At 36.5% G+C, this 20,597-nt stretch carries 7 protein-coding genes; 6 read left to right on the top strand and 1 reads right to left on the bottom strand.

What is annotated here, in order from left to right:
* Window positions 1-11: 11 nt before the first annotated feature.
* The 6 genes from ACXR6G_RS01620 to ACXR6G_RS01595 all read left to right on the top strand — a co-directional run bounded on the left by ACXR6G_RS01620 (window position 12) and on the right by ACXR6G_RS01595 (window position 18,876).
* The gene (locus ACXR6G_RS01620; RefSeq protein WP_458359650.1) at window positions 12-581 is read left to right on the top strand and encodes an HD domain-containing protein; all 570 of its coding nucleotides are present in this window, start codon (window positions 12-14) and stop codon (window positions 579-581) included.
* A 184-nt stretch (window positions 582-765) separates the two neighbouring features.
* Window positions 766-2,823 carry a hypothetical protein gene (locus ACXR6G_RS01615; RefSeq protein ID WP_458359649.1) on the top strand — a complete coding sequence of 686 codons (2,058 nt, stop codon included), beginning with the start codon at window positions 766-768 and terminating at the stop codon, window positions 2,821-2,823.
* Between the two features lie 750 nt (window positions 2,824-3,573).
* Window positions 3,574-14,958, top strand: a complete 11,385-nt coding sequence (locus ACXR6G_RS01610; protein ID WP_458359648.1) for an InlB B-repeat-containing protein — start codon at window positions 3,574-3,576, stop codon at window positions 14,956-14,958.
* A 181-nt stretch (window positions 14,959-15,139) separates the two neighbouring features.
* A complete protein-coding gene (locus tag ACXR6G_RS01605; RefSeq protein WP_458359647.1) occupies window positions 15,140-15,778 on the top strand; it encodes a class I SAM-dependent methyltransferase in 639 nt (212 codons plus the stop codon).
* 293 nt (window positions 15,779-16,071) lie between these two features.
* The gene (locus tag ACXR6G_RS01600; RefSeq protein WP_458359646.1) at window positions 16,072-18,141 is read left to right on the top strand and encodes a tetratricopeptide repeat-containing sensor histidine kinase; all 2,070 of its coding nucleotides are present in this window, start codon (window positions 16,072-16,074) and stop codon (window positions 18,139-18,141) included.
* Window positions 18,142-18,153: 12 nt separating this feature from the next.
* Window positions 18,154-18,876 carry a response regulator gene (locus ACXR6G_RS01595; RefSeq protein ID WP_458359645.1) on the top strand — a complete coding sequence of 241 codons (723 nt, stop codon included), beginning with the start codon at window positions 18,154-18,156 and terminating at the stop codon, window positions 18,874-18,876.
* A gap of 168 nt (window positions 18,877-19,044) precedes the next feature.
* On the opposite strand, the gene ACXR6G_RS01590 is transcribed toward ACXR6G_RS01595, so the two are convergent.
* Entirely contained in the window at window positions 19,045-20,463 is a 1,419-nt protein-coding gene (locus ACXR6G_RS01590) for an SDR family oxidoreductase (protein ID WP_458359644.1), read from the bottom strand.
* Window positions 20,464-20,597: the final 134 nt, after the last annotated feature.

Here is a 20,597-nt window from a genome sequence, read left to right as displayed (position 1 = left end):
CAGTTTATAAGATGGAGAAACATATACCAACCCGCAATGAAGCTTTCGAACTCGTAAAGCAATATATCAAGACAGATAGTTTAGTAAAGCATGCCTTGGCAGTAGAAGCCGTTATGCGTTATTATGCAAAAGCTCATGGAGAGGACAAGGAGAAGTGGGGTATCATTGGGTTGGTTCACGATATGGATTGGGAGGTAGCACCAGATAGACATACTATCAAAACCCGTGAGATTTTAGAAGCGGCTAATTGGCCAGAGGATTATATTCGAGCAGTAGAGGCTCATGCTTTTGAATCGTGCACCGAAGTTGAACCTCTTTCACTCTTAGAGAAAACCTTATATACTGTAGATGAACTTACGGGTTTGATTACTGCAACCGCACTGGTACGTCCATCTAAATCGATAATGGATGTTAAAGTTAAATCGGTAAAACGAACCTGGAAGACAAAGAACTTCGCTGCGGGCTGTCATCGTGAAACAATTGATAAGGGTGCTGAAATGTTGGGACTTGAACTAGGAGAGCTAATTGAGGGTGTATTAACAGCTATGCAGGGAATTGCTGATGAACTAGGCCTTGCATAATTATGAATTATAAATGATGATTTATGAATGAAGAATCTATAAGTATCGAAAATCAAATTATAATTTATAACTCTTAATTCATAATTAAAATTCCTGAGCCCTGTCATTTTTACACTTGGTAGAAAACTCTATCTTTAGCGGGAATCAAAACAACTAGCTCAAAGGAGCACCTAATCTAAATACAATGAAAAAACTACTTCTGTTTGTATGTACGGCCTTATTTTTCACGGCTTGTCAACCAAACGAAACAACAACAAAGACGACTAGTGTTGAAAAATCGAATATCGATAAATCGACAGTTGATGCAACAGTTGGTGCTTTAAAAGCAAAATACCCTCAGGCTGACGCTAGCCTTTTAGCTAGAGGAGTGAAGCATGTTGCTAATCTTTGGATTGCAAATGATGGTTCTGCCGCAGAGTTTAAAACTTTTTGTGAAGCAAACTTCGTTGCTGATAAAGATGAACGTGAGTTGGTATTCAATAAAATATCGCGAAATATCGAGATTATTACAGGCTACTTTAATAAGATCACTCTTGATTTATTAGAGCCTGTACATTTAAACACTTTTGAGAAGCACGCTATCGATAATGAGTTTGGAGCTTATAGCGTTGATGCGCATTGGCAAGATGATTTTTACAAGAATAAAATTGCATTTATTATTGCTCTAAACTTTCCTCCTTATAGTCTTGAAGAGAAAGAAGCTTTGGCTGGGAAATGGAATCGTCAACAGTGGGCTTATGCTCGTTTAGGTGACTATTTTACGGCTAGAGTTCCTGCCGAATTATTGCAAAATGCGAATAATGCAGCCGCAGGAGCGGATCTTTATATCGCAGACTACAATATTTTTGTTGGTCATTTGACTGATGCTAATGATAAACGTTTTTTTCCAGAGGATAAGGTTCTTCTTTCGCACTGGAACTTACGTGACGAAATTAAAGCGAATTATGCAAATTCGGTAGATGGACTTGATAAGCAGAAGATTATCTATCAGGTGATGCAACGAATTATTTCTCAAGAAATCCCTGAAAAAGTAATCAATAGTGGAAATTTCGAATGGGATCCCTATACAAATGTGGTATACCAGAATGGTAAAACTATTGAAGCTACTCCAGAACCTAATGAGAGATACCAGCAGATCTTAAATAATTTCCATGCTAATAAGGCTATCGACCCATATTACCCAGGTGAGAGTACTTTTATCGAAAGACAGTATGCCGGAGCAAAGGAGATTTCACACCAAAATACCGAGAAAATTTTCACTGATTTCTTAAGATCAGAGGAAACTCAAAAAGTGGGTAAATTTATTAAGGAGAGATTAGGACGTGATTTGCAGCCATTTGATATTTGGTACGACGGTTTTAAAGCGCGTAGTGGTATGGATGAGTCTAAGCTTGATGCTCAGACTAGAAAACTGTATCCTAATGCCGCAGCTCTTGAAGCTGACTTGGGTAACCTATTAAAGAAATTAGGCTTCTCTGAGGGCAGATCTAAATTTCTTGCCGACCATATTGCTGTTGATCCAGCCAGAGGTTCAGGACATGCTTGGGGTGGTGCTAAAAAAGGACAAAAAGCTCATTTGCGTACCAGAATTGGTGCTAAAGGAATGGACTATAAAGGCTACAATATTGCGATTCATGAATTTGGACACAATGTTGAGCAAACAATTTCTTTATATGATGTTGATAATTTCATCATGAATGGTGTGCCAAATACAGCATTTACTGAGGCTTTAGCTTTCATCTTTCAAAAGAGAGATATGCTACTTTTAGGTAGAAATGATGAATCTGATCAGAAAGATGCTTTGAAGAAACTGGATTTATTCTGGAGTGCCTACGAAATTATGGGTGTATCAGTTCTTGATATCCGTGTTTGGAAGTGGTTATATGCAAATCCAGAGGCAGATGCAGCTCAACTTCGCGATGCAACTATGCGGATTGCCAAAGAGGTGTGGAATGAGTTTTATGCTCCTGTTTATGGCATGAAAGATCAGACCATTTTAGCTGTATATTCACACATGCTAAATAGCCCGCTATATTTATCAAACTATGCTTTTGGTAATGTAATTGAGTTCCAATTAGAGGAACAACTTAAAGGTAGAAGCTTCCCTAATGAAGTTGATCGTATCTTTAAGCAAGGTAAATTAACACCTAACCAGTGGATGATAGAGGCTACAGGTAGTAAACTATCTACTCAGCCATTGATTCAGGCAGCTAGTGAATCGTTAAAGAGATTAGCAAACTAATCAACTTAGAATATAATTTTAAAAGGGCATCCCGTATGGGATGCCCTTTTTTTTATATGATAATAAAAAGCTTGATGAAATCAAGGATGAGTTTAAGACGTTAAGTTTTTTTTTAAAAAAACTAATAAATAGTTATGTGTTATTGTTGTTGTAGGGACAGGCAGAGGGTTTGTTTAATAGAAATTCAGATTATTTTGATTTGTATATTGCAAATTACATCAATGATTTTTTTTTAATAATGACCAATTATTCTATGTTTTAATTTAATATTGAAGCATTGTGTTATTATTTTATGTTATGTGTTACGATCTGTATTGTGAAGTTTATTTTGGTGACTTGTTGTTTTGGTTTGCTGTGGCTTTTCAATTGGTTATTAAATTATTTATTCTATTACATGTTGTTTTGTTTGTATGGTAAGTTTTGAGTTTTCGTATTTGCAATGTTACCTATAATACTTATAAATAGCATTGTAGTAATTTGTTGAATTAATTAGGTGTTTTCACTAATAGTCTCATTTTAAAGATATTGCATGTCTTGCTATTCTGTTATATTTAAAATTAAGTTATGTAGGTGTCTGGTTTTCTGAATGTTCACTATTAAGTATTGTAATTTAATATGTAAGGTTTTATTATTCGTAATATTTAATATATTGCATTGCTTTTTCGAAGTATGATATTTGTCATGTAATTGAGTTTATTTTACATCATATCGTATTTACGATAAGTACCTAACTAACTATAAATATTACATATGAAAAGAGTTTATTTATTATGTGTGCTATTGTTTTTTGCACTCCAAAGTTTCTCCCAAAAGGAGATACTGGTGGGAGAGGGTAAATACAAAGCCGAACAAAATGTCGAAGAATATATTTCAGGCAAAAGGAAATTGCTGGATGCGAGTTCTTATAAAGGCAAAAATTATGTATTGCTTCAGTTTAGGGGTATTCCTACTGAGGTCGAAAAAAAACGTTTAAAAGCTAAAGGTATTGAATTGAATTCCTATGTTCAAAACAATACTTATTATGCGCAAATTAAGAAAGGTGAGTTAGCAGATCAGCTTTCTTCCACTTCAATTATTTCAATTCATGAAATAAATGCATTGAGTAAAACATCTAAAGGAGTTTTGGAAGGGAATATTCCTGCCCATGCAAAGGTGAATGATGTTATTGCTAAAGTTAATGTTATTTACTTTGATGGAGCTCAAGTAGCGGATATCAAGAATTTTCTTCAGTCCCACAATATGAGACTAAATCATATTGCTGAAGAGTTTAATGTGATTACTATCGATATGCCTATAAAATCTGTCAAAAAATTGGCAGTTCAGCCTTGGGTTAAATGGATAGAATATATTGCTTTACCTGAAACTATCGATAATATTCAGGGGCGCACAATGAACCGTAATACTATACTTAGTGAAAATGGCTTAGGTGGTCGTAATTTAACAGGTAAAGGTATTAGCGTTGGTGTTTGGGACGGTAGTGTTCAGCAACATCCTGACCTGGGGAATCGTTTAAATGCCATGGAGTATGAGCGTCCAAGTGAACATGGAATGCACGTTTCGGGAACAGTAGCTGGTGCTGGTATAATTGATCCTAAAGCCAAGGGAATGGCTCCTGAGGCAACGCTTTATACTTATAATTTTGGTGGTCCTCAATCTAATAAAATGACTTCTCAACAAGAGATGTTATATGCAGCTAAGAACTTTGATATTGATGTGACTCAAAACTCATATGGTATTAGCCTGCGTGGGAATTGTGATTATTTAGCTAAATATTCAGCTAGCGATGCTCAATTAGATCAAATCGTTAATCAGTTTTACCCTACTTTAACTCATGTTTTCTCAGCAGGGAACAATCAGAGCGATTGTCCTCCTTCTCACTATTCAACATCAACAAAAAGATCTAAGAATGTGATTCTTGTTGGAGCTTTGGATGAAGCAACCGAAATGAGTTATTTCAGTAGCTGGGGGCCTATGGATGATGGTCGTTTATTACCTCATATTTGTTCGTTTGGTGTCGATACTTATTCAAGTGTTTATAACAATGAGTACGGTTTTATGAGTGGTACTTCTATGGCTACTCCAGCTGTATCGGGAACACTTGCTTTGCTGTATCAGCGTTACAATGAATTAAAAGGGGAAAAGCCTCTAGCTTCACTGGTTAAAGCAGCTGTTTGTAATACTGCTGAAGACAAGGGGAATCCTGGTCCTGATTATTCTTATGGTTATGGTATTATTAATGCATTAAAAGCTGTTAAAACTTTTGAGAAAAATCAGTTCGCTATCGGATCTGTTGAAAATGGTGAAGATTTCACTTTTACCATTCCAGTTCCTACCAATGCTATTGATTTAAAAGTCATGTTGGTTTGGAGTGATTACTATGGTACAGTATCAACAACTAAGGCACTTGTTAATGACCTTGATTTAACGGTTCTAAAAAATGGTAAAGAAACAAAACCATGGATTTTAGATGCTAACGATCCGACCAAAGAAGCGGTAAGAGGTATCGATAATCTTAATAATGCTGAGCAGGTGACTATAAATAAGCCTGAAGCTGGAGATTATACCATTAAGGTTTCGGGAACTGAAGTGCCAAAAGGGCCTCAGCAGTTTTCAGTGGTGTTTTATTATAACACGCAAGACTTAATGATGGTTTATCCTAATGGTGACGAGAAATTTGCACCTGGAGATGATGTTGCTATTCGATGGGAATCATCGGGATATACAGGTACGCAAACGATTGAATTTTCTGGAGACAATGGTGTTAGCTTTAAAAGTATTGCTAATAATGTTCCCAATGGAACTCAGGATTTAGTGGTTACGATTCCTGATGTGACGACGAGTAAAGGATTACTTCGTGTGGTTCAGGATGGAACTATGGATGTGTGTAATGCTGCCTTTAGTATTGCTGCTGTCCCAACAGATTTAAAAGTAACTGCTCCCGATTGTGGAACTGATGGATGGAGTTTGTCATGGGTACCAGTTGAAGGCGCTGATAAATATCAGATTCTAAAAGCTGATGTAAATCAAGGAATCTATACTAAGATTGGAGAATCTGCGACTCCGAATTTTGATTTGCCAAGTTTAACCGAAGAGCGAAATATTTTCTCAGTAGCTAGTGTTTTTGGTGAGACTGTAAGTGAGAGATCTTATGCACTGATTGTAAATCCATCTCTTCCACTTGATTTAACTGCAGCAAAGCTTCCTTTTAATGAAAGTTTTGAACACTATCCTAGTGATTTTGTACGTGTGAATAATCAGACTGGAACAAATTTTGGTTATACACCTACTGTTTTTACTTACGAACAGGCCCATTGTTTATATATGGCTGGTTCTGAAGATACTGAAGATTGGGATGCAACTGGCGATGTTTTCGAAAATAACCCAGAGGATGTTATTTCTGCTAAAATTTGCCAGCTTAATACTGCAGGTATTTCTGGAGAGCTTTGGATGAGAACTGCCGCTCAAATGTTTAATTCAGGCGAGGAAACAAATGCTAACTTTCGAGTTTTAGTTGATGGAAACCCATTAACGAATACATTAGGGAAAAGCGTGATTAACACCATTGAATCAGGTGAATATATCATGTATTGGAATCTTAGTGACTATGCCGGAAAATCATTCCCATTAGAATTTCAGGCAGCACTAAGAAATCCTAAAGATTCTATACAGTTGGGTCATATTAAAATCTATCAGCCCAAATACGATATTTCTCTTTCTGCTCTTGCTTCATCCGAAAAGGCAACAACCCTATCAGCAAGTAACGATGTAACAGTAAAAGTGAAAAATAACAGCGGACAGGCTATTTCTAATATTCCTGTTAGTTATTCGATTAATGGAGGTGCTCCTGTTTATGAGGTGATAGCTGGTCCTATTGCACCCTTTACAAGAATTGAATACACATTTACAAAGAAGGCCGATTTTTCAACCTCCGACAGAGCTTATGCTATTGTAGCTACAGCTGCATTGGCAGGCGACAAAGATGATACAAATAATACATCAGAATTTAGCACTGCTAATTTGGGTGATTATTTTTTCATGCCTGATACAAAATCAGTATCTAATACCAAGAAGGTGACTTCTGATATTTTAAAATTCACCGATGATGGGGCTAAAGTGTTGGATTATTCTAACAGTTTTAGTGGATCTGTCACATTTAAGCCTACCACAAGTGGTTCTAAGGTGAAGATTAAGTTTATCGATTTAGACTTGGAAGACAGTTACGATAATTTGGATATTCTGGATGGAAATTCGTTCAGAAGCTCACCAGTTATCGCTACGCTTACAGGTAATCCTGATACTTCTGATTTAGAATATACCGCTACAAATGACGATGGTGAAATGACCATCGTATTTACTTCGGATTCTAAAAACAGTAAATCTGGTTGGTACGCCGAAGTTACTGAGGTCGATGCCTCTGAAGTGGTAACGAACAATATCCTTACCCTTAGTAATATTACCAAGTACAATGGTTATTACCCTGAAGCGACTTCTCTTAAAATTAATGTCAAAAATAACAGTGCGACTGATGTAGAGGAAGTTTTGGTTCAATACAAAATTGATGATAACGAATGGCTAGCCGAAGAAAATATGGGTGCTATACCTGCTGGTACCGAAGGTTCTCATACTTTCTTAGTACTTGCAAACTTACTACCTGTTGGCGCAAGACATGACATTTCAGCAAGAGTTGTAAATGTTGATGATAATATGGACGATAATTTAATCACTCGAACCATAATAAATGATAATTATTGTCTTTCTTATTCAGCTGCATCTTACTCTGCGGGTTTTTTCTTTTTAACCAATGTATCTAAAGGTGATGTTAGTAATCCTACATCAACAACAGAACAAAGCAATTCCGGACCTGGTTATTACAGATCAACCGTTTTCCCATTGTATAACGATATTACAACACAATCTATTGAGGTTGAGGTTAATGGTCATGTTGATGGTGGGAAAATTGCTGTTTGGATAGATTGGAACGACGATGCTGACTACTCGAATGATGGCGATGCTTGTAGCGTTGTTACAAGTGATGGTGTTCAGACTTATGCTATTCCAATAACAATTCCTGAAGGTGCCACATTAGGACAGAAATACATGCGTGTTAGAGCAACGACAGCAGATGTTCTAGATCCTTGTTCATCGGAATATAGTAATAATGGCGAGGTTGAAGATTATATGATTAATCTGATTCCTGCATATCCAATTACCATTGATTTATCTGTAACAGAAACAGGTTTGAATTCAGGTGTTGGACTTTCAACTACTGAAGTGGTAACAGCTACCATCAGTAATAATTCTACACAGGCTATCTCTGGTTTCGATGTGGCTTATAAAATTGATGGGGGAGCAGAAGTCAAAGAAACAGTTGCAGACGAAATTGCTGCTTTTAGCACTTTTGAGTACACATTTACTACAACAGCCGATCTTTCTGTTCAGGGTTCACATTCAGTAGAGATTTACAGTCTTGCTGAAGGCGATATGGATCCTGAAAATGATAAGCTAAATAAAACGATCAATACTTCGGTAATTGCGGTTGACGGATTTTATGCCCTTAATTTCGATGGGGTAGATGATTTGGTAGATGCAGGAACTCTTAATGATGTCAACATTCAAGATTTTACTTACGAAGCATGGATCAATCCTCAGTCATATGGAGGATATGGTGGTCCAATAGGTTTCGGTAGATTGTTCCAAGGTAAAGCAGCTACTATTTTCCTTCATGGCGAAACAAATACCAATTACCCTAGTCACTGTTTAGTGGTATCTCTTGGTGGTGGAGCTGTGTATACCATGTTAAATTCTGTAGAATTAAATAAGTGGCAACATGTTGCTGTTTCGTTTAATAGCACCAGCAAGGAAGTTAAGGTTTATATTGATGGTGTTGAGGAAATTACAGTTGTTAAATCAGTACCTGGCGAAATAGCTGATAATTCTGATTCTCACCTTTATATTGGTAATAATGCGAGTTTGCAACGTGCCTTTAAAGGGATGATGGATGAAGTTCGTGTTTGGTCTGATGTGCGTTCTGTAGATGAGGTAAAGTCAGGCTTGTATAATCATGTTGCTACTGATGCAGCAGGTTTATTGGCTCAATTCAGTTTCGACGAAGGCTTTTATAATTCAGGTGTTTATTCTGGAGACATATCAGCAAGCATACAAAATGCTGAAGTCACTGATGTCGATGGTAGTATTTGGGCAGAGCCAAGCCAACTTTTACATGAGATCAAGTTTAAAGATCAAGTTTGCGAGTTGACGGATTTAGGAGGCAATCATTTTGAGACTGAAGTTCCTAAAGCAACTGATTTGGCTACTATAATTACTGAGTATAAGTTAACTTATCCGAATGTTTCAGTAACAATTAACGGTGTTGAACAAACATCGGGCATTACTGAAAATGATTATTCTAATTCGAAAGTTAGTCCTTTACAAATCGATTTTAAAGCTATTATGTTTGGAAAAGCGCTTTCCGAAACTTATAAGTATAGCATAAAATCGGAGTTAGGTGCCGAATGCGAATTGGAAACATTTAGCTTCGTGCAGGCTGCTAATTCATTATTAATTACGGATTTAATTGCTTCACCTGTTCAACAAACAATGACATTCGATGTTGATGCAGCTCTAGAAGTTACAAGTCTTAAGCCTACTTTCACGATTTCGGCAGGAGCAAGAGCTTTTGTAAATGGAACTGAAATTACAAGCGAAACAACTTCTCTTGATTTTACAGAACCAATCGTAATCACTGTTAAGGCAGCCAATGGACGAGCATCCAATAATTATTCTGTTGCTCTACGTAAATCGCAAACTATTAACTGGACAGTTGTCACTGATAAGGTTTATGGCGATTTAGATTTCAACTTAGGAGCCACTGCGACATCTGGATTAGATGTGAGTTTTGCTTCGAGTAATACCGATGTCCTTCTTGTTGCTGGTGGTGCTACTCATATTGTAGGAGCCGGTAATGCAACTATTACAGCCACTCAAATAGGTAACAACAATGTTCTTACAGCAACTGCTATTGAGAAGATATTCACAGTAAATAAAGCTGAACTTACAGCTACTGCTGATGATAAATCTGTTGATTATACATTATCTATTCCTGAATTGACTGTTTCTTATAAAGGATGGGTAAATGATGAAATGGTCGATGTACTTGATGAGCAACCAGTTTTAAGTACAATTGCTGTTCAGAACAGTTTGCCTAATGATTATGCTATCACTCTAACAGGAGGTCTTGATAATAATTACGACTTGACTTTAGGAGATGGTACATTAACCATTAACGATATTGCAGCTTATGATGTTACATTTAATGTAACAGAAGGTAGTAATGCGATTGAAGGTGCCAATATTCAAATTAATAATCAAAACCTGACTTCTGCTGCTAATGGCGAACTTGTTGTAAAGTTGATTAATGGAACATACAATTATGTGGTGACTAAGGCGGGTTTTGCTGATTATTCAGGAATCCTAATAGTTGCTGATGCTAATATAACTGAGAATGTTGTGTTAACATTGCCATTGCCCGTTTACACACTTAGCTATACAACTGATGGGAATGGAATCATTATTGGTGATAATTCTCAGGAAGTAGAGCAGGGTAGTGATGCAACTGAAATTATTACGACAGCCAATGCAGGCTATCATTTTGTACAGTGGACTGATGGTGTTAAAACTGAAACCCGTACAGATGTAAATGTTCAATCTGACATTTCTGTTGAAGCTCAGTTCGAAATCAACACTTATACATTAACTTATCATGCAGGTACAAATGGTTCTCTAACAGGAGAAACAGCACAAAGCTTGAACCATGGTGAGACAGGAACAGAAGTTGAAGCTGTTCCAGAAGATGGATATTTGTTTGTTCAGTGGAGCGATGGCGTAAAAGATAATCCTCGTACTGATGTTGGTGTTACAATGAGTCTTAATCTGACTGCTGAGTACACTAAGGTTTATGGTTTGCCTTATACTCAATCATTCGACGAAACAACTTTACCTGTTGATTGGTTAAATCTAAGTAATAATACAACTTCTGATGTATGGGAATTTAAAACCAAGACTACTGGTTTGAAAGGAAGTACTGGTAATTTTGCCATTCTTGACAGTGATGACTATGGTTCTGGCGATGGTCAAGATGCTGACTTAATCAGTCCTATCTTCGATTTATCAACATATACAGGTGTTAACCTTAAGTTTACCCATTATTTCAGAGAATACAGTTCGTCGGCAGCTACGCTTTCGTATCGTATTGGCGAAGGTGATTGGGTACAGATAGAAACTTGGACTGGTGCAAGTACTGATAATCCTGCAACTTTTGATCAAACAATTGCCGAAGTAGCAGGACAATCCAATGTTCGTTTTAAATGGAACTACAAAGGATCTTTCGCTTACTACTGGTGTGTCGATGATATTGAAATATCAGGAGTTGACCCTAATGCTAGTTTTACTTTAAATTATGTTGCGGGTGCAAATGGTTCTTTATCTGGTGTAACTACACAAACTGTAAAAGTTGGTGAATCAGGTACAGCAGTAGAAGCGACTCCTTCTGTTGGATATGCTTTTATTCAGTGGAGCGATGGCGTTAAAGATAACCCTCGTACCGATGTGAACGCAAGTAAAGATATCACTGTTACTGCTGAGTTTTCTAGAGTTTATACCTTACCATATACTCAAAGATTCGATGCCACTACAATGCCTGTTGATTGGCAGAATGTGAGTAACAACGGAGGAATTGAAGTGTGGGAATTTAAAACAAAAAGCAGTGGCTTAAGTGGAACCACTGGAAACTTTGCGATTCTCGATAGTGATGAATATGGTTCTGGTGACGGACAAGATGCGGATTTGATTAGTCCTGTATTTGATTTATCAGAATGTTCAACAGTGAATCTTAAATTCGCTCATTATTTCAAAAAATACTCTTCGTCTGCTGCTACACTTTCGTACAGTGTTAATGGCGCTGATTGGATTGTTATTGAAACATGGACGGGAGCTAATACTGATAATCCTGCTACATTCGATCAGGAAATTGCTGCAGTTGCAGGAAAATCTAACGTTCGTTTTAAATGGAATTATGTTGGCTCTTACGCTTATTACTGGTGTGTTGATGATATTGAGTTAACTGGAACAGCTCCTTCGTCAAATTATACAGTAGTTTATGAGGCTGGTTCTAATGGAGAATTAACAGGTGATCTTAATCAGACTGTTGATCATGCTGCCGATGGTACAGCAGTTACCGCAGTTGCCAATTCGGGATATTTGTTCTCACAATGGAGTGATGGAAAAACTGACAATCCTCGTACAGATGTTAATGTGACTGCAAATATTAGTGTTACAGCGATGTTTACAAGAGATTGTACACCAATAACATCTTTACCATATCTTGAAGATTTCAATGCTTCCACATCTATGCCAAGTTGTTGGTCAAATCCTGCAACAGAGAAAGGATATGTATGGGAGTATGGTACTTTTGAATATTATAGTTCTGCTAAGACGATAGGGACTACTGGAAATAATGCTTATTTTAATAGTTCAGCAAATTATCATAAAACTTCGCAAACTGCTGATTTAATTAGTCCAAAATTTGACTTAAGTGGATATTCAACCGTTTACCTGTCCTTTACTCATCTCTTTAAAAATGATGATGATGCCTCAGCTTATGCTGAAGTTTCTTATAGTATTGATGGCGAAACGACTTGGGAATCTGTTAATAAATGGGATACGACGCTTAGCGAAGCCGAAGCTTTCAATCAGTTAATTGATGGAGTTGCTGGACAATCAAATGTCAAGTTTAAGTTTACGTATCAGGGAAAATGGGATTTTGGTTGGATCATTGACGATATTAAGTTAGATGAAACCGCTCCAATTGACCAATATTCATTGACTTATGTAGCAGGTGCAAATGGAACATTAATAGGAAATCTAACTCAAACTGTAGAAAAAGGTTCTGATGCAACAGCAGTAATAGCTGTAGCTGATACCGGTTATCACTTTTCTCAATGGAGCGATGGAAGTACTGTTAATCCACGTATTGATGAGTCTGTTAATGCTGATATTACGGTATCTGCCGAGTTTGTAATTGATGAAACATCAGAGTATACCTTAACTTATACTGCAGGTGTAAACGGTTCATTAGAAGGTACTCTAGTTCAAACTGTAGAGAAAGGATCTGATGCGACAGCAGTTTCTGCCGTAGCAGACGCTGGTTACCACTTTACAAAGTGGAGCGATGGTAGTATTATCAATCCTCGTACCGATGTCGATGTACAATCAGATATGACAGTAACCGCTGAGTTTGAAAAGGATGCTGTTGTTGTTATTCAGTACATGCTACTATACACTGCCGGTCCAAATGGATTTCTAGAAGGCAATGTTGACGGAGGTATTGTGCTTGAAGTTAACAAAGGCGAAGATGGTCCTTCTGTTTTAGCTGTTGCTGATGCAGGCTACCACTTCTCCAAATGGGAAGATGGAAGAACTGACAACCCTCGTATCGACAAGGCTGTATCTGATGATATTTTTGTGGGTGCAGAGTTTGAGAAAGACGCTGTAGTTCTTTACACCTTAACTTATATTGCAGGTGCAAATGGAACACTTGAGGGCTCAACGCCACAAACTGTAGAAGAAGGATCTGATGCGACTGCTGTTAAGGCAATAGCTGATGCCGGTTATCACTTTACTCAATGGAGCGATGGAAATACTGTTAATCCACGTACTGATATCGATGTACAGTCTGATATCACAGTGACTGCAGAGTTTGTGATTGATCCAACTCCAGAGTATACATTAACATATGTAGCAGGTGCAAACGGATCATTGACAGGAACTCTAGTTCAAACTGTAAAAGAAGGATCTGATGCGACTGCTGTTAAGGCAATAGCTGATGCAGGTTACCACTTCACTAAGTGGAGCGATGGAAGTATTGTTAATCCACGTACAGATCTTAATGTACAATTGGATATGACAGTAACCGCTGAGTTTGTAATTGACCCAACACCAGAGTATACTTTAACATATGTAGCAGGTGCAAACGGATCATTGACAGGAACTCTAGTTCAAACTGTAGAAGAAGGATCTGATGCGACTGCTGTTAAGGCAATAGCTGATGCAGGTTACCACTTCACTAAGTGGAGCGATGGAAGTATTGTTAATCCACGTACAGATCTTAATGTACAATTGGATATGACAGTAACCGCTGAGTTTGTTATTGATCCAACACCAGAGTATACATTAACATATGTAGCAGGTGCAAACGGATCATTGACAGGAACTCTAGCTCAAACTGTAGAAGAAGGATCTGATGCGACTGCTGTTAAGGCAATAGCTGATGCAGGTTACCACTTCACTCAGTGGAGTGATGGTGTTAAAGCTAATCCTCGTACTGATGAAAATGTACAGTTAGATATAACAGTAGAAGCCCAATTTGAAAAAGATGCGCTTCCACAGTTTACTTTGACTTATACAGCAGGTGAAAATGGAATACTTACGGGTTCAACTTCACAAACAGTAGAGAAAGGTTCTGATGCGACAGCTGTTACCGCAGTTGCCGATGCCGGTTATCACTTTACTCAGTGGAGCGATGGAACTATTGTTAATCCACGTACCGATATCGATGTACAATCGGATATGACAATAGAAGCTCAATTTGCTGCTAATGTTTATAACTTAAAGTTCGTTGTTAGTTCTACAGAGAATTTCCTATCTGGTGTTATTATTGATATTAACGATCAAGAGTTGACGACAAATACTCTAGGAGAAGCAGAGATTAAGTTGGAAGACGGAACTTACGATTATTCGATTCTTATTGATGGCTATTCTGTTTTTAGTAGTAGTCTTACAATAAGTGGAGAAGATATGCTTGAGACAGTCACTATAGCCACAACTGGAATAGATGAAGTGTCGATTGAAGAGATTCGTGTTTATCCAAATCCTGTTATTGATCAATTGATTTTAGAAAAAACACAAAATGTAAAATCAATAAGCGTTAGAAGTATCAATGGACGAACCATTGATATTATAAACCCTAATGGTTCAGATAAGGTTTATTATAATACAAGTAATTTGTCCTCTGGAATGTATTTATTCTGTATAGAATATGCAGATGGAAAGAGAATAGTACGAAAAGTAATTAAGAAATAATACTTAATTGACTTAAATATTAGCCCTTAGGAATTTTCCTAAGGGCTTTTTTTTTGATTATAAGAGTCGTCCTGAATTGCTTTGCCTTTTTCCATGGATACAATGAGTTTCTGTGTTTCCATCTCTTTTTTCTTACTTTTGGCAGTCAGAAGAATCTAATTACCTAATCGAGTCTTTCCTTATGGAGAATCAATTTAAAAATAATGCCATACGCGGACCAATTAATTCATGGCTCTTAAGAATCATGTCGACTTATATGCATTATAAGTTTGGCGATGTGAAAAACGCCATGTTTAAAGATCATCCTGAAAGGCTTGTAGAGATTGGTTCGGGAACAGGTGAAAATATGCGCTATTTGAGAAGAGGTACACATCTTATTGCCATCGAACCCAATGTGCACATGCACGAGAGTTTGAAGAAAACGGCAGATAAGTATGGCATCAATCTAGAGATTCGTTCATTGGTTGGAGAGGCTATTGACTTGGAGGATGAATCGCACGATTTTGTTATGAGTACACTTGTTCTTTGTACCGTTAATGACCTTGAAGAATGTTTGAGACAAGTGAAGAGAATTTTGAAACCTTCAGGGAAATTTGTTTTTATTGAGCATGTTAAAGCCAGAGAGAATTCTGTCCTATCAAGGATACAGAACTTGCTTCACAAACCCTGGCACTATTGTTTTGAAGGTTGTCATACCAATCGAGATATTCAGCCTTATATTGAATCTGCAGGATTTTCTGATCTACGAGTTGAAACATATAATCTGTATTCTCCTATTGTTCCTATCATTCCGCAGATTAGAGGTGTGGCGATCAAATAAGATAAGGATTATATGATGCTATGTCAGATATTGATATGTAAACGCACAAGAATGCTTGTAAAGAATATAAAGGTGTGGTCGGGAGGCTACACTTTTTTAGCTTGTATTGAGGTTGACTATTCTCATTTAGCTTGATTTTAAGATAAGGCATTTTTTTTTATTCAGCCCCTGGGAATCTGATTAAGAAACAGATGTTTTTTGCTATTTTTGAGACCCTTAATTTATTTGATTTTGGAGTTGCTATTTACAAGGGCAGTGAGTTAAGGTATAATTATTTTAATCAGATGGATTCTATGAAATACAGTATAAATACTTATTTAGCTTTCTTAATTTTTTTATTGAGCATAAGTTCAACTTCCTTATTCGGGCAGAATCAGTCTGTAGAAGAGTTGGCTGAAGCATCGTTTATTGATATATCAAAAGATATACGTGCCAAAAAATTAGATTCCTCTTATATAGAAATTCAAAAGCTTCATAAAATTTCAACAGATAATAAGCTTCCTTTATATATAGGAAAAGCTGAAAGTTTGTATGGCGAATACTATTTGAAAAAAGGAGATAAGGATTCATCACTTTACCATTTTGAATTGGCAGAGAAAATCTTTGAATCAGAAGAAGATTTTTCAATGCAAGGTAAAATGGATGTTAAAATCGCCGTGATCTATAAAAGTATTGGCGAAATTGAACTTTCTATTAAGTTTTACGAAAAATCGACAAGCTTACTTCAAATTAATGAGGATACTTTATGGTATGGTATCGTAAGTAATAAATTAGGAAGGATATATTACCATAGACTGGATTATGTAAATGCATTAAAAAACATGCAGAACTCCATTAATGCCTTTAGACTACTTGACGATCATTCAAGAATAGGTAGTACTTATAATTCTATGGGCTTAATATATAGAGAAACCAATAATAAGGCAAAAGAAAAAGAGGTGTATTTAAAAGGTATTGAAGCCTATAAAAAAATAGATGAATCAAAGGATATAGGAGTCTTATATAATAACCTTTCGGAGTTGTACTTAGATGAGGGGAATGTAGCGCTTGGTTTGGAAACGCTAGAAAAAGCTAAAACAATTTATGAGAAAGCCAATTATGAAAAAGGATTGATAGGTTATTATTCTGTTTTAGCATATTATCATTTTACTTTGGATACACCTAATTATGAAAAAACGATAGAATATAGCATTAAAAAAATTGCACTCTCGGAAAAATTCAAATCATATATTCAATATGCCGATGGTATATTTTTTCTTGGCACATCGTACATCCATACCAATCAGTATGAGAAAGCTAAAACAATTCTAGAAGAAGGCTTAGATGTAGCTGAAGAACTAGGCTATTATGAAGAGATTAAAAATATTACATACCCATTAGCAGATGTATATAATAAGCTTGGTATGAAAAATAAAGCTTATTATACCTTGGAAAAACATATACGTTTTAGAGATAGTATTTCAAGCGAAGAAAAGATTCAAGAATTCACCAGACTCGATGAAAAATTTAAGTATGATCAACAAATACTTAGTGATAGCTTGGCGCGAGTTCAGGTAGATTTTGAATTGCGTTACAAACATCAACAAGAAATTCAAGAACAAGATAGAGCCTTGATAATCATTGGATTCATTGCTCTTTTTCTATTGGGAACCGCAATATTTATATTTATCTATGCAAGAAGAAGGAAAAAGCAAGCCAAGGAGTTAGACGAAAAGAACATCATAATCAATAAATCACTTTCTGAGAAGGAACTTCTGCTAAAAGAAATACACCATCGAGTAAAGAATAATCTTCAGATTGTATCTAGTTTACTCGATTTGCAATCCAGTACCATAAACGACGAAGCTACACTTGTTGCTATAAACGATGGGCAAACCAGAATGAAAGCCATGGCCTTGATTCACCAGAACCTTTATCAGAACAAACATATCGAAAGTATCTCGTTTAAAGATTATATCGAGCAATTGGTAATACAAGTAGGTGAGGGGAATAAGATAGAACAGGAAGTAGAACACAGTATTGAAATCGAAGATATCAATTTTGATATTGACACTGCCGTGCCGCTGGGTTTAATTGTAAACGAATTATTAACCAATGCCTTTAAATATGCTTTCTCAAAACAACATATTGGACAACTTAATATCAAATTAGAGCATAATCAGGATTATTATAAGCTCTCAATTAAAGACAATGGGAAAGGCTTACCTGAGGGTTATAATTTCGATAAGTCGAAATCACTTGGTTTAAGGTTGGTGCGCCGACTTAGTAAACAGCTTTATGGAAAAGCTGAATATACCTACGATAATGGTTCGGTATTTACCATTTATTTTAAAGATACAGTTGCCCGAAGAGAAATTTCTTAATTAATGTGTGCCATGAATAAAGTGAAGATATTAGTAGTTGAAGATGAGATTATAATTGCAGATAATATTTGCGATATTTTGGAAAACTTGGGCTACGAGGCTTTGGAACCAGCTATCAATTATACCGAAGCCATTGAAACCATTGAGAACGAGAAGCCTGATTTAGCAATTCTTGATATTCAGTTGGCTGGCAAGAAGGATGGGGTGGATTTGGCCTGGACCATTAAGAAACAGTATGATATACCTTTTATCTTCCTTACCTCAAACGCTGACCCAGCTACCATAGAAAAGGCCAAAAAGGCAGAACCTCCAGCTTACCTAGTTAAGCCTTTCAATAAGGATGATTTGTATACCTCCATTGAGATTGCCCTTTATAATTTCAGTAAAAAGAGTAAAGAAGCAGAAGAGGAAAATATTATCGTAAAAGATGCCCTCTTTTTTAAGAATAAAAATGTTTTCCATAAGATTAAGTTTGAAGATATTCTCTATCTAAAAAGTGATCACGTGTACGTTGAGATCCACAACACAAAAGGGAAACATTTTGTGCATAGGGGAAGCATTAGTTCCTTAATGGGAAAATTGCCTCCAAATTTTTTTCGAACACACCGAAGCTACGTTGTTAACCTGGATTATCTGGAAAGTATCAATGAACAAAGTGTGCTTGTAGAGGGGCATGAATTACCTATAGGGAAAACATTCAGAAACGATTTGGTGAACCAGATTAGCATTGGTTAAGAACAAAGGAATAGGTTTTTGAAACCAAACTTATAAGAGCATAATGTCTGATTCCAACGGTTTCTCCTTACGATCTGCGACCCCATATTGATAGTGTTGATTTGAAAGGGACTACCGATTTTGTAGTCCTTTTTTTGAGCATATATTCTAACAAGTATTAAGATATCGTTATTTCCCTGCTAATCTATTTAGCATTCCCTTAAAAATGAAACCATGAAATGGGTATACAATATACCAATATAGTCTACCAGATAAGCCAATAGGTCTGTATGTGGCTGTCTGGATGAGTTTACCGTCTTTAAGTTCAAATTCTAACCAGGCTTCACCTGGAATTTTCATTTCTGCAAACAAGAGTAATCTCCCTTCTGTTTTGTTGGCGTACAGAACGCGCCAAAAGTCAACCGCATCTCCTGCAGTCAGTTCTTCTTCGTTGGTTCGTCCTCTTCTTAATCCAACGCCACCAGCCAAACGATCTAAGTAGCCTCTGAATTGCCATAATCTGTTGGCATAATACCAGCCCGTATTACCACCTATACGCCATATTCTATCCAGGCATTGTTGTCTGTCGGTATAAACTCGGCTTCGTTTATCAGTCAGGCAACCAAAGCGTGGTACATTAACAAAATCCGAAATTTTAATGTTGAGTCTACCACTAATCAGAGAATCTTTCCAGCTTGAAATCACCTCATTACTTTCAATCTTAAGAAAAGCCTTTGATAAAGCTTCTTCATAAGATAGGGGGGTAATCCCGAGAATGTTATTGAGTTTATGATTCCTGCAAATCACTTCTATTTTCATGCTATTAACCAAAGCAATGGCTAATTTGTAAGAGGTTGTTGTTACAAAATAAAGCCAATATGACGAAAGGTGAGGCGTCATGACAGGAACAATATAAATTCTGCGTTTTAAGTTTCTTGCTTTAGCGTATACTAGTAGCATATCCTTATACGAAAGAATATCAGGGCCACCAATATCAAAATCTTGATTGTATGTTTGTGTATTGAACAAGCTTTTTGAGAGAAAACCGATTACATCTCTTATAGCTATAGGCTGACATTTCGTTTTTAACCATTTAGGGGTGACCATAATGGGAAGTTTTTCAACCAAGTCACGAATGATTTCGAAGGAGGCACTACCAGAACCTATAATAATTCCTGCGCGCAATGTTGTCAGATTGTATTTACCCTTACTCAATTCTAATTCAACATTTTGTCTTGATTTCAAATGTTTTGATAAAATTGATTCATTGATTATTCCACTGAGATAAATAACCTGTATCGCTTGCGTTAGTTCAATTTCTTCTCTAAAATTGATGGCTGACTGTTTTTCTAAAATTTCGTAATTACTAGATGAAGACATGGAATGAACCAAATAATAAGCAGCATCAATATCTTTTGGAATTCGTGTTAATGAGGCTGAGTCTAATAAATCAACTTGGATGACTTCGATATGGGGTAAGAGTGAGGGAGGAGGATTAAAGCGTTTTAGATCTCGAACACAACAAACAACCCTGTGCCCATTCTTAATCAGAATAGGTAGGAGTCTTTTGCCAATATAACCTGTTGCCCCAGTCAGTAGAATTTTCACCTTACCTTATTTACGTTAATTTTTTTTGTTTGTAAAATACAGTTAATTAAGATACTATTATTTCAAGGAGTATCCTAAAGTGTTCTTCCGGAAAGAAATATTGCTATTATTTAGGATAAATATGAGATGATTTT

This window comes from Ancylomarina sp. YFZ004 (assembly GCF_054254355.1).
This window is presented reverse-complemented; position numbering and strand designations above follow the sequence as displayed.

Excerpts from the sequence above, each read along its gene's own strand:
- ACXR6G_RS01620 (WP_458359650.1), top strand. The coding sequence starts at position 12 with ATGGAGAAACATATACCAACCCGCAATGAAGCTTTCGAACTCGTAAAG.
- ACXR6G_RS01615 (WP_458359649.1), top strand. The coding sequence starts at position 766 with ATGAAAAAACTACTTCTGTTTGTATGTACGGCCTTATTTTTCACGGCT.
- ACXR6G_RS01610 (WP_458359648.1), top strand. The coding sequence starts at position 3,574 with ATGAAAAGAGTTTATTTATTATGTGTGCTATTGTTTTTTGCACTCCAA.
- ACXR6G_RS01605 (WP_458359647.1), top strand. The coding sequence starts at position 15,140 with ATGGAGAATCAATTTAAAAATAATGCCATACGCGGACCAATTAATTCA.
- ACXR6G_RS01600 (WP_458359646.1), top strand. The coding sequence starts at position 16,072 with ATGAAATACAGTATAAATACTTATTTAGCTTTCTTAATTTTTTTATTG.
- ACXR6G_RS01595 (WP_458359645.1), top strand. The coding sequence starts at position 18,154 with ATGAATAAAGTGAAGATATTAGTAGTTGAAGATGAGATTATAATTGCA.